The sequence below is a fragment of the Parafrankia sp. EUN1f genome, from assembly GCF_000177675.1.
Taxonomy (GTDB): domain Bacteria; phylum Actinomycetota; class Actinomycetes; order Frankiales; family Frankiaceae; genus Parafrankia.
Genome location: NZ_ADGX01000214.1, coordinates 1 through 12012, shown reverse-complemented (window position 1 = coordinate 12012; position 12012 = coordinate 1). Strand labels below are relative to the sequence as shown.

At 70.6% G+C, this 12012-nt stretch carries 10 protein-coding genes; 5 read left to right on the top strand and 5 right to left on the bottom strand.

What is annotated here, in order from left to right; translation table 11 throughout:
• Positions 1-1771 precede the first annotated feature (1771 nt).
• The 5 genes from FREUN1FDRAFT_RS35195 (at position 1772) to FREUN1FDRAFT_RS35175 (ending at position 7525) form a co-directional block, all read left to right on the top strand.
• Entirely contained in the window at positions 1772-2053 is a 282-nt protein-coding gene (locus FREUN1FDRAFT_RS35195) for a hypothetical protein (protein ID WP_006545157.1), read from the top strand.
• Positions 2050-3372, top strand: a complete 1323-nt coding sequence (locus FREUN1FDRAFT_RS35190; RefSeq protein WP_006545156.1) for a glycosyltransferase family 2 protein — start codon at positions 2050-2052, stop codon at positions 3370-3372. Before FREUN1FDRAFT_RS35195 ends, FREUN1FDRAFT_RS35190 begins: the two co-directional genes overlap by 4 nt.
• A complete protein-coding gene (locus tag FREUN1FDRAFT_RS35185) occupies positions 3369-4136 on the top strand; it encodes a family 16 glycoside hydrolase (RefSeq protein ID WP_232295562.1) in 768 nt (255 codons plus the stop codon). The genes FREUN1FDRAFT_RS35190 and FREUN1FDRAFT_RS35185 overlap by 4 nt, the downstream gene beginning before the upstream one ends.
• 126 nt (positions 4137-4262) lie before the next feature.
• On the top strand, positions 4263-5588 hold the full coding sequence (gene wecB / locus FREUN1FDRAFT_RS35180; RefSeq protein ID WP_006545154.1) for a non-hydrolyzing UDP-N-acetylglucosamine 2-epimerase: 1326 nt from the start codon (positions 4263-4265) through the stop codon (positions 5586-5588).
• Complete coding sequence (locus tag FREUN1FDRAFT_RS35175) at positions 5585-7525, top strand: DUF2334 domain-containing protein (protein WP_006545153.1); 1941 nt, start codon at positions 5585-5587, stop codon at positions 7523-7525. Before wecB ends, FREUN1FDRAFT_RS35175 begins: the two co-directional genes overlap by 4 nt.
• 127 nt (positions 7526-7652) lie before the next feature.
• Here the strand turns inward: FREUN1FDRAFT_RS35175 and FREUN1FDRAFT_RS35170 are convergent, their stop codons facing one another.
• The 5 genes from FREUN1FDRAFT_RS35170 to rlmB form a co-directional block, all read right to left on the bottom strand.
• Positions 7653-8414: a hypothetical protein gene (locus tag FREUN1FDRAFT_RS35170; RefSeq protein ID WP_006545152.1), complete on the bottom strand. Its 762-nt coding sequence runs from the start codon at positions 8412-8414 to the stop codon at positions 7653-7655.
• A gap of 108 nt (positions 8415-8522) precedes the next feature.
• Positions 8523-8813, bottom strand: a complete 291-nt coding sequence (locus tag FREUN1FDRAFT_RS44590) for a hypothetical protein (protein ID WP_157475753.1) — start codon at positions 8811-8813, stop codon at positions 8523-8525.
• A gap of 3 nt (positions 8814-8816) precedes the next feature.
• Complete coding sequence (locus FREUN1FDRAFT_RS47150; RefSeq protein ID WP_232295563.1) at positions 8817-9401, bottom strand: EAL domain-containing protein; 585 nt, start codon at positions 9399-9401, stop codon at positions 8817-8819.
• The gene (locus tag FREUN1FDRAFT_RS47145; RefSeq protein WP_232295560.1) at positions 9317-10216 is read right to left on the bottom strand and encodes a GAF domain-containing protein; all 900 of its coding nucleotides are present in this window, start codon (positions 10214-10216) and stop codon (positions 9317-9319) included. The genes FREUN1FDRAFT_RS47150 and FREUN1FDRAFT_RS47145 overlap by 85 nt, the downstream gene beginning before the upstream one ends.
• Before the next feature lie 202 nt (positions 10217-10418).
• On the bottom strand, positions 10419-11504 hold the full coding sequence (gene rlmB / locus FREUN1FDRAFT_RS35160; RefSeq protein ID WP_006545149.1) for a 23S rRNA (guanosine(2251)-2'-O)-methyltransferase RlmB: 1086 nt from the start codon (positions 11502-11504) through the stop codon (positions 10419-10421).
• Positions 11505-12012 lie beyond the last annotated feature (508 nt).

The following is a 12012-nucleotide window of genomic DNA, read 5'->3' as shown; positions in this document are numbered from 1 at the left end:
CGCGCCGGTCTCCATGCTCGCGCCGGCTCCGGCGCCCGCGTCGACGGGACCGGCCACGGGCGCTCCTTTCGATCGGGCGGCACGGCGAACTCGCCCCGGGCGGGTCGGCGCCGCCGCGCGCTGACCAACGTTGCGCTGGCAAGCCTGCCGGAATGGCAGGGGGTGGCGAGCCGCGTCCGGTTCGCCCCCGGAACGCAGAGAAGCGTGGTTCCCGGCCCTCGTCAAGGGTCGACCGATAACCGCCGGCGACACGTCACTACGGAAACACTCCTATTCAACACTCCTCGCTGTGCGCCTCCCGGTGAACAGTCACGGCATCCGGGGTTCATTCCAGCGGAGCGGGCGACGTCCCGCTCCGCCGTGATCCGAGAGCACGAGACCACGATTCATGGCGACCCGGCCCAGGGTGTCGCCGCGGGTGCCCACCGAGCCGGGTCGCGCGGCGACGGAATGCTCCCGATGTCCCACGGATGCCGAGTTGGGAGCGGCCAGCTCGGCATCCCCGCCCAACCCGGCCACCACGGCCGCCGGCTCCGGTCACCCACGATCGGCGAGTACCGATCCAGCCCGATCGCAATGCCGTTCATGCTGTGGCGCCTGAAGTTCTACCGGGCGCCGAGAGCAATGGGCTCAGAGCTGGCCAGGCGACGCCGAGAACTGGCCGGGCCGACACCAGGAATACCCAGCAGAAGCACCCATCTAAAATTATCTATATTCATCAGATTCGAATCTGGCGAGGCCACATCGTGTCATGCGAGTGGCGCCGGCAAGAAAAGTCGAGTACCTCCACCACTGCGGTCGCACAACGTGCAAGAATGAAGTCGAACGCGCAAGGCACGGGGCGCCCTCCCGCCCTGATCCACTAAGGATTCAGCGAGACCGCAGGCCGTCGTCCACAGTCGACCGCCCTGCAGTCCCGGGGGGCACGGCTCCATGGGGGGGAAGATCTGAGCAAGCAAAAGCCGACGGGCGGCAAAAATATCCCGGCGACGTCACGCCGGTCATGCCCGCAGGACCCGTCTGCGTCGCGGCGGCGCAGGTCACACGGGTCGCATCGCCTAGTGCGCAGGCCGCAGCCGCTCCATCGAGCCGGCCGCCTGGCGCCGTATCAGCCATCCTCGCCGCCCACACGGCCCGGCGATGACCACCCGCCCCGGCGTTGCCTCCTGGACCGGCGATACCTCCTGCCAGGTAGCTCCGCGGGCGGGAGCCGATGTCAGGCACGGCAATCGTCATACCACGGACGAGATTATCGCGCCGAGCCACTGAATGCCGAGAGCCACCACCAGGCCAGGTCATCGGGCCGCGCATCCGCGGCGGCCACCCACACATCTTTCCGAGAACCGGGAACTGTGAGTCCTTTCCATCGTCGACTCGGGCCTGCGGCATCCCTGATCATGCACCGTGAGATTGAAAAGGCTCAGTGAGCACCTGACCGCACGCACGGCCAACTCGGCCCGGGTCGCCGTGCCCGGTTAATCCCGTCGGCGTGGCACGCTGGCCGCCGTCGGCCGTGCCCCTGGCCGGCAGGTTCTTTTGCCGCGAAAACCCAGGTGTGCCCGTTCCAGCCTGCTCCGCGGCAGTTGCTTCCGAGAACTGTTCCAAGGCGCCCCGTCACGGCCTGCCGAGGAACAGCTCCGCCACGCCCACGCCATGGCTCGCCGAGCCATGGCGTGGGACGCCGCTGGTCCGCGACCAACGGCCACCTCACCGCCGTGCCGCGGCCTGCCCAAACCGCGGCGCAGTGGGCCTGAACTCGCTCGGAGGATCAATGTACGTCCCACTGCTCCCAGGCGCGGCGCTGGCCCGCCCGGGGCTCGGTCCCGTCCACCCGTTCCAGTCCGGAGCGGGTGACGTGGCTGTCCCGATCGCCCACCAGGCGTCGACCGACCATGCGACCGCCGTCCTCGACCTACTCTCAGGCCTGCTGACGGGCGTGGTGGGGCTGGGATTCCTGCTGTACGGGTGCGCAGGTCTGCTCGGAGTCCTGGTCGCCCTGCTCCTGCGGGTGGGTAGGCGGCCGTCCCGGCCTGGCCCCGACGCGGCCGCGTGAACCTGCTGGACCCCGACGGCGGCGGCGCCCGGCTGCTCGCCGCCGTCATGATCATCCTGGGCATGGTCTACCTCTGCGTGATGCTGGTCCTCGCCCGGGTCCATCGCGCCTGGACCGGAACGCCACCCGACGGCCTCTTCTTCGTCTTCGTGATGCCGTGCCTCAACGAGGAGGCCGTGATCGGGCCGAGCCTGGCACGGCTCCTGCAGTCCCCCGCCACGAACCGGCGGGTCCTCGTCGTGGACGACGGCTCCGACGACCGGACGTCCCAGCTGGTGCTCGACGTGCCCGACGACAGGGTGTGGCTGCTGCGCCGCACACCACCGCATGCCCGCAAGGGAAAGGGCGCCGCGCTCAACGCGGCGATGGGGGATCTGGCGACCCGCGCGGAGATCCTCGCCCGCGACCCCAGCGATGTGATCATCGCCGTGGTCGACGCGGACGGGCGCCTCGACCCGCACACGGTGGAGGCCGTCGCCCCGTACTTCGCCGACCCCCGAACCGCCGGGGTGCAGACCGGCGTCCGCATCAACAACCGGGGCACCAGCCTGCTGGCACGGCTGCAGGACATGGAGTTCGTCATCTACACGGACGTCTTCCAGCGCGGCCGGGGCCAGCTCGACAACGTGGGTCTCGGTGGCAACGGCCAGTTCGTCCGGCTGTCGGCCCTGCGGTCGCTGGGGGGATCCCCGTGGTCGCACAGCCTCACCGAGGATCTCGATCTCGGCGTGCGCCTGCTGCTCGCCGGCTGGCGCAACCAGTTCTGCCCGCAGGCCGACGTCCATCAGCAGGGTGTCATCCGGCTGGGCCGGCTGCTTCGGCAACGTTCCCGCTGGTTCCAGGGCCATCTGCAGTCCTGGACCCTGATGCCCAGGGTGCTGCGCCAGGCGCGGGCGCGGGCCCTGCCGGACATGCTGTTCCATCTGTCCAGCCCGCTGCTGATCCTGCTGGCGTCGCTGCTGACCGCCGCCTTCGTGCTGAGCACGGTGGCGGTGCTCACGAGCTGGTTCGCGGGCGGCCCCGCGCCGGACGCGCGCTACTTCCTCGGTGCGTACCTGATGGCCGCGGGCCCGGCGTTGGTCTGCGGGCTGATCTACCGGTCACGTGAGCCGCTGACCGGTGTCGGCATGCTGCGGCTGGCTGGCTACGTGCACCTTTACATGCTGTATGCGCTGGTGTGGTTCGTGGCCGGCTGGTGGGCACTCGCCCGGGTCGTCGGCCGCCGCACCAGCTGGCACAAGACCGCCCGCACGCCCGAGCCGCCCCGCGCCGAGACCCGCACGCCGATGCCCGCAGCCTCGGACGGACACCGAGGGTGAGCGCTCCGCACCACCCTTACCGGCGAAGTGATCACGTTCTGGCCTGCCGAACGGAGCGGCGGGCCAGGCACCGGCATCCGTTCCAGATGCTGGTCCTGCTGCTCCTGGGAGCCATCGCCGCGCTGTCCGGGGTGTGGGCGATCATCCAGCTCAGCTCGGACGGACGCCCCACCCGCTGGCGGGACGGGTCAGCGCACGGCCCCTGGCTCGCGATCTTCGACGGCTACGGGCACACGACCGCGCACGCGGCGGACGACGGCCTGGTCATCACACTCTCACCGCGGGCGGCGGAGGGTCCCGACCACACCCATGCCGGCCTCGTCGTCAGTGCCGAGACGTACCGCAACGTGCGCTTCTCCACGCAGGTCCGCACCGTCCAGCAGCTGCGCCAGGATTCGCCGGCCCCCTGGGAGGTCGGCTGGGTGCTGTGGAACTACACCGACCCGCAGCACTTCTACGCCTTCGTGTTGAAACCGAACGGCTGGGAGCTCAGCAAGCAGGACCCCGCCTATCCCGGCGGTCAGCGCTTCCTGGCGAGCGGACCATCACCGCGCAGCACGCTGGGGAGCTGGCACACCGTCGACGTGGTCCACGCCGGGGACTCGATGGCGGTGTCGGTGGACGGCGTCCCGACCGTGCGGATGCAGGACACCGAGCGCCCGTATCCCGCCGGCTCGATCGGCCTGTACTGCGAGGACGCCGTCGTCGAGTTCCGCCGAACCGCCGCGCGCGAGCTACGGCCGACCGACGGGCAGCCGTCCTGATTCGACCGGGTCGTCCGGCGGCCTCGAGCTGCCCGGCGCTCCGGTGCGACACCGCACCAACCAACCAGCCAATCCAGCAACCAACAGTCGACCCACCGATAGAAGATCAAGTATGGGAGGTTCATCGTGGCCGACCGCTCCACCGGTCACACGGTGCTGCTCGTATACGGCACGAGACCCGAGGCGATCAAGATGGCGCCAGTGGTCCACGAGCTTCGCCGAACCAGGTCGCTGCGTCCCGTGCTCGCCGTCACCGGTCAGCACCGGACGATGCTCGACCAGGTCAACAACCTGTTCGGGCTGGTCCCCGACTACGACCTGGAGATCCTTCAGCACCGGCAGTCCCTGTCCGGGGTGACCACCCGGGCGCTCGGTGGCCTTGAGGCCGTGATGGCCGAGGTGCGGCCGGATGCCGTCGTGGTCCAGGGCGACACGACCACGGCGTTCACCGGCGCACTCGCCGCCTTCTACCAGAACGTGCCCGTCGTGCACCTCGAAGCCGGGCTGCGCACGGACGACCCGATGTCACCGTTCCCGGAGGAGATCAACCGGCGGCTGACCGCCCAGCTCGCGGAGCTGCACCTCGCGCCGACCCCGTCCGCCCGGGCCAACCTGCTGGCGGAGGGCATCCGTCCCGAGTCGGTTCTCGTCACCGGCAACACGGTGATCGACGCCCTGCTGCACGTGGCGGCGGCGCCGCCACCCGACGACCCGCTGCTCGCCGAGGTCCGCCGCCAGGCCAGGCTCGACGAACCCGCGGGGGCCGGCAGACGTCAGATAGTGCTCGTCACCGCGCACCGCCGCGAGTCCTGGGGCGAGCCGCTCGCCCAGGTGGGCGCGGCGCTGGCCCGGCTGGCCACCGAACGGCCCGAGCTGCTGATCGTGCTGCCGGTCCACCGCAACCCGGCCGTCCGGGAAGCCGTGCTGCCGCCGATCGCGGGGCTGCCCAACGTGCTGATCGCGGACCCGGTCGACTACTCGGCGTTCACGCACCTCATGGCGACGGCGACCGTGATCGTCACCGACAGCGGAGGGGTGCAGGAGGAGGCCCCCAGCCTCGGCAAGCCGGTGCTGGTCCTGCGGGAGAACACCGAGCGGCCGGAAGGTGTGCGCGCGGGCACCACCCGCCTCGTCGGCACCGACACCGAGCGGATCATCGCCGCCGTCGGCCAGCTCCTGGACGATCCCATCGCCTACGCGGCCATGGCGGAGGCGGTCAACCCGTACGGCGACGGGCAGGCCGCGGGCCGCGCCGTCGCGGCGATCGAGCACCGCCTGTGCGGAACACCGGCTCCCGACCCGTTCGTCCCCGGTGCCCGCGCCATCAACATTCCTCTGCAGATTCCCCTCCAACCGATGCGCTCGGAGGTGATCGCGCTGGGAACCGGCGCGGTACTGGCCGAGCAGACCGCGGCCGGCGCTTCGGCACGGCTTGAGGAGGCCGGCGCATGATCCGCCTGACACAGCTTTTCGCCGGCAGCCGCGGCGCACGGAGCTCGGCCAGCGCCAGCGCCGGCGCCCGCACCGGCAGGGAGCGAAGCTCGGCCAGGCGCCGACGGCGTACCCGTGGGGCCGCGACCGCTGCCGCGGCGGGCCTGCTCGCGCTCACCGTGGGAGCCGGCACGGCCATCGCGGCACCCGCCGGCGGCAAGGGCGGATCACCGGCGCATCCGCCCCGCCACGCCCGGGCCGCGACCCCACAGGTACATCCGGGCGACAAGGGGCTCAGCACGCTGCCCGCCCCGCCGGCGCCACCACGAACACCACCACCACGCCGGGCCCCGCGCCCGGTGCCGCCCGGCCGTGGCGGCGCCGCCATCGCCGGCGCGGCGACCGGATCTTCAGGCACGCCGGCAACCGGGTCCTCGGCCGCGGCGGCAACGGCGGCCGCATCGGCGACGGCAACGCCCCTGGCCGCGGCGGCGACGACCGGTCAGGGCACGCTGATCCTCTACGACACGACCGGCACCTGGGGATGGCTGGGCGAGCAGTACGCCATGCAGGCCGCGAACCTGGCATCGCGTTTCGGCACCTGGCAGGCCCGGCCCGTCAGGTCGTACACCGCCGGCCAGATGGCGCAGTACGCGGCTGTGATCTACATCGGATCGACCTACGACGAGCAGGTGCCCACGGCCTTCCTGACGGACGTCCTGGCCGGGAGCAGACCGGTGCTGTGGCTGTACGACAACATCTGGCAGCTCACCGCACAGGCACCGAACTTCGCGACGACCTACGGCTGGAACTGGTCCGGATTCGACACCACGTCGGTCGGTTCGGTCCGGTACAAGGGAACCGATCTGACCAGGCTCGCGGCCAACGCCGCGGGGATCATGAACTACGGCACCGTCGACACGACCAAGGCGACGGTGGTGGCCGAGGCGGTACGCGCGAACGGTACCCGCTTCCCCTGGGCACTTCGTTCGAACAACCTGACCTACATCGGTGAGATCCCGTTCGCCTACGCCGACATGACCGACCGCTATCTCGCCTTCGCCGACATGCTGTTCGACGCGCTGGCCCCGCAGGCAGCAACCCGGCACCGGGCGCTGGTGCGCATCGAGGACGTCGGGCCCGACGCCGACCCGGCCGAGCTGCGCGCGATCGCCGACTATCTCTCCTCGGTGAACGTTCCGTTCTCGGTCGCCGTCTACCCGCGCTACGTCGACGCGAACGGCACCTACAACAACGGGGTGGCGCAGGACTACACCCTCGCGTCACGCCCGGACGTCGTCACGGCACTGCGCTACATGACCCAGCGCGGCGGAACTCTGATCATGCACGGCTGGACGCACCAGTTCTCGAACGTCGCCAATCCCTACTCCGGTGCGAGCGCGGACGACTTCGAGTTCTTCCGTGCCCATGTCGATGCCCAGGACAACGTGGTCTACGACGGCCCCGTACCCGGTGACAGCCAGAGCTGGGCCGCCGGCAGGATGGACGGCTCCGCGGCCGCGTTCACCGCCGCCGGGCTGTCGGTGCCAACGGTCTTCGAGTTCCCGCACTACGCGGCCTCCGCACCGGACTACGCCGCGGCGAAGGCGAAGTTCCCGCGCCGCTACGACCGCGGGCTGTACTTCCGCAACCAGCTCGCCGGCGGCACCATCGACCACACGAAGTTCGGCGGCCAGTTCTTCCCCTACCCGGTCACCGACATCTACGGTTCGTTCATCATTCCGGAGAACATCGGCAACGTGGAGCCGGAGGCGTTCAACAACCACCCCGCCCGGCTTCCCGCCGACCTCATCGACGCGGCGCGCCGCAACCTGATCGTCCGGGACGGCTTCGCGAGCATGTTCTACCACCCGTATCTGGGGGTCGACTATCTGCGACAGACGGTCGAGGGCGTGAAGGCCCTCGGGTACACCTTCATCGCCGCCTCCGCGGTCTGACCCCGGCCGGCCGGTGGTCGGTCCGCTGATCCGCTCTGATCCGCTGGACCGCTGGCAGGGCACGGGAGCTCCACTGGGCTCCCGTGCCCGCCGGCCAGCCCCCGCCACTATGGCGCCTTTTGCTCTTCTACTGTGATTTCCGCGGTGCCGTGACACGAATTCTCGCGCCGATTCCGGTCAGATAGAGCGGGCTGTTCTCGGTGAAGTCCGGGATGTTCTCCTCACCGATGTACAGGTCCAGGTGTTTTTCACCGCCGAGTCCGGGTGTGAACTCGTCACGGATCTCCCAGGAAGTCCGCCGCAACGCCTCGCACGCACTCGGGTCAATCTCGGATCCGTCCTCCTCGACACCACATTCATCGATCACGAAGGTGGTTCCGGCCGGCAGCGTGGAGGAATCGGCAGCCGCACTTCGGAACGGCACCAGCGCCCGGCCCGCGGTGTCGCTTGGAATGTCGTCCAGCCAGAATCCGGTGTCGTAGGACCAGTTGAGCATGGACCCGGTGAGTGGCGCGCTGGTGATCCGGCCGGTCCCCTCGTCGTGCACCGCCTGAACGAAACCGGCGGGAAAGGTGCCGAGCAGATCTGCGCCGAAGGAGCATTCCCGTTGACGGCAACCACGGACCACGGTCGGCGGCGTCCCCTCGTGAAAGCTCTCCACCGCCGTGTAGTAGACCGTGATCTCCCAGCCCTCGTCCTGACCGTCCGGCGACTGACCACCCGCCGGCTCCAGGCACGCGGCGAGGCAGGCCCACCCGCTGATCAGCGCCGGAACCAGCAGGATCCGCCGGCGCCGCCGGCAAAGCCGGCCGGGCCGAGACGGTGCCGCCCGGGCCGCGGGGGCCGCACGGGAAGTCCGTCCAATCCTTCGCGAGATATTCACGCCCACACTGTGCAGGGGCACCTCCTCCGCTGGCAATGACAAAAGGCGGCAGAGCCAACATAATTCCGAAAGACCACACCGGGACAATTGTCACCGACCCATCAGAAATCAGGGCTACCACATCTCCCTGCACACACGCCCGCCAAGATCCTCCGCCACCGCCACCGCTTCCTCCGCCACCGCTTCTTCCCTCAAGCAAGAAGTGCGGATTTTGGCTGCCGCAGCAACCGAAATCCTCACTTCTTGCGGATTGGCAAGCGACTCGGCGCCCCGTTTTTCTCGATTGGTATGAATGCTGGCGCTGCGAATTCCGGCGCCGCGCGGCGGCACGCCCACAGAAGCCGGAAACCGACGAAGCGGGTTCCGCTCGTCAGATAATTTGCATTTCCCGAAATCCATGGGCACCGTTCAGGTCATCGCCGTGGCGGCCATTCGGCTGTGTTTCACGGCCACGCAGCGACCATGGGCGGGAAGTGGCAGCGGTCCAGGCGGGCTGAGGAACTCGCCCTGCCCCTGGTCCACGCCGGCGGCGACCAGCACCCGCAGCTCGTCCGCGGTCTCGATACCCTCGGCGACCAGCGTCGCGCCGATCTGCCGGCTGAAGTGAACAAGCGCCTCGACCAGCGCCCGCCGGGCCGCGTCGGAACCGACATTCATCGAAAGCCAGCGGTCCATCTTCACGACGTCCGGCAGGAACTGCACCATTCTCCGCAGGCTCGCATAGGCGACTCCCACATTGTCCACCGCGATCCGCGTCCCAAGGTCACGCAGCTCCAGCAGGCGGTCGAGCGTCGTCGGCAGCTCGTGGTTGCCCTCGCGCTCGGCGATCTCGACGACCACCTGGTCGGCGCTGGGGCCGTCGATCAGCTCGGCAAGCCGCCCGGACGCGATGGTCCCGGGCGACGCGTTCACCGAGAGCGCCAGACCGCGGGGGAAACGCGGCAGCTCCGCCAGGGCCGCACGGATCGCCGCCAGCTCCAGATCGATGCCCAGGCCGACCGACGCCGCCTGCTCGAACCACTGGGCCGGCGACAGGGCGCCGTAGTCGCGCCGCCCACCGGGATCGCCGCTTGACCCACTTCCCGGCGCGGGCCGCAGGCCGCCAGGCGACGGGAACCGGGGAAGCGCGCCAGCGCCTCCGCACCGACGATCCCATGCGTCGGCAGGTCGAACACCGCCTGGAAGACCATCGTCGGCCCACCGGAATCGATGATCTCCCCGATCACGGACCGGATATGATCGTCATCGGCGTGCCCGCGATGGATCGCGGACACAGTGTCGGTGAGGACGTCGGCCAGCAGGCTCAGGAAACGGACGTCCCGCTCACCCAGGTTCGGATCCGGCTCGGTGCCCAGCGCGCACAGCATGCCGTAGAGCTCGCCGTTGTCCAGGTGGACAGGTGTGCCGACATAGGACCCGATGCCCAGATCACGCGTGACCGGGAGGTTGGCCGTGCGGCTGTCCGCTCGCGCATCGGGCACCACCGCGGGAAGACGGCCGTCCAGCACCCGGGCGCAGTAGGTCTGCTCCATGTCGACCCGGTACCCGACCAGGCTCTCGACCAGTTCACCGTCGCCCGCGACGAGATCGATGACCTGGTGGTCGCCGCTGAACCTGGCCAGCCAGGCGACATCGGTCCGCAGATGACGACGCGCCAGGTCGAGGACGCGCCTCATCTCGTCGTTGTGATCCCTCGTCTCCGGGCCCTCCACACCCGGGTGCCCTCCGGATGCGCGGTCGTCAGCCTTCCCGGGCGGTCCGGAGCCTGCTGGTACCTGCCACCCCCCGCCGGTCACAACATCGTTCACGGCGTACACCTCCCGGCCGGCAGCGCTGCGTATCGGCGTTCCCTTCCGATGGTGCGCCGCCAGCCCGCAGCCCGCAGCCCGCGACGGCACGGCGGGGCCCCGCGACGGTGCAGCGCACGGCGGAAGCCGACCGCGGCGGGCTGCGGCGGGCAGCCGGCCACCGCGGGCAGCCGGCCACCGCAGGCTACGCGGCAGGACCGGTTCAGGGGGCGGGCGCCGCCAGGCGACGACGGCGCGCGATCTCAGCGAGCGCGATGCCCGTGGCGACCCCGGCGTTCAACGACTCCATGGCTCCGGCCATCGGGATCCGGACCTTCAGGTCGCAGCACTCGCCGACGAGCCGCGAGAGGCCGCGCCCCTCCGAACCGACCACAAGCACCAGCGGATCTGCGGCAACCTGGAGATCGTCGATGTCGACCTCCCCGTCCGCCGCCAGGCCGACGACGAACAGGCCCGATTCGGCGAACGAGCGCAGGGTGCGGGTCAGGTTCACCGCTCGGGCGACGGGCAGCCTCGCCGCCGCACCCGCGGACGTCTTCCACGCCGCCGCGGTCATACCCGCCGCGCGCCGCTCAGGAACGACGACACCGTTCGCGCCGAACGCCGCCGCCGAACGGACGACGGCGCCGAGGTTGCGCGGGTCGGTGACGCCGTCGAGCGCGACGACCAGACCGGGTGCCGCGGACTGGGTGGCGGCAAGCACGTCATCCGGATGGGCGTACTCGAACGGTGGGACGGAGAGCGCGAGCCCCTGGTGCGGTGCGTTCGGGCAGAGCCGGTCGAGCTCGACCCGCCCGACGTCGACCACGGTGAGACCGGCACGGCCGGCGAGGCGGCGGGCGTCGGCGACACGCTCGTCGAACTCGAGGCCGCCGGCGATCAGCAGGGAGCTCGCCGGCACCCCTGCCCGCAGCGCCTCGACCACCGCGTTGCGGCCGACCACGAACTCGTCGGTCTCGCCGCGCCGCGCGCTGTGGGCGCCGGCGCCGCCGCTCCCGCCGGCGGCGGAGCCGCCGGAGCCGGCCGACGACCCCGCCTGGCCCTGCGCACTCGGACGCCTTGTTCCGCCCCGGGCGGCCGCAGCAGCCGCGGCGGCGGCACGGCGCTGCGCCGGATGACCGGTCCGCTGCTCGGCCGGTGGTGTCGCCCCCTTGCCCTGCAGCCCTTTGCGGCGCTGACCGCCGCTGCCGATCGCCGCACCCTTGCGGTGGGAACCTGACTTCGCGGCCCGGCCTCCCTGCCCGCCACGGGCGACTCCGCCGCCACCCCGGCTCTGGCCACCGGCCATCACAGACCACCTCGTAACTCGCGTGTTCGGGCCGTCGACCCGCCCGGCGAGCCAACTGATCATCTGACCGTGTCGGGCGCTGCCTGCTGCCAGCCGCGACACAGCCGTACCCCAACGGTATCCGGCCGTGTCACGCCACGCGGCGGACACCATCACCAATTCCCGCATCGACCAGCGCCGCACGCGGCGACGCCCGCGTCGACATCGACATGGACGTCGGCAAAGATGTCGGCTGTCGGACGGCTGTCGGACGGCTGTCGGACGTCGGCGACACCGGTTGCGCGGCACGGCCGGCCCGATCGAGTGGTCCCGGATCCCTCGATGCACAGGTGGACCCCGCGAGTTCACCGAGAGGCTCCGCGAATCCGCGACTTGCTACCTATCCTCATTGGGATGGGCGGGCACGTGTCTGGAGGGCAGGTGGGCGGCTTCTCCTCGGCGGGCCCCGGCCCAGCCCCGGTGCGCGGCGCGGCTGGCGCGCGCTGCCCGGTGTGCGCCGGCCCCGTCG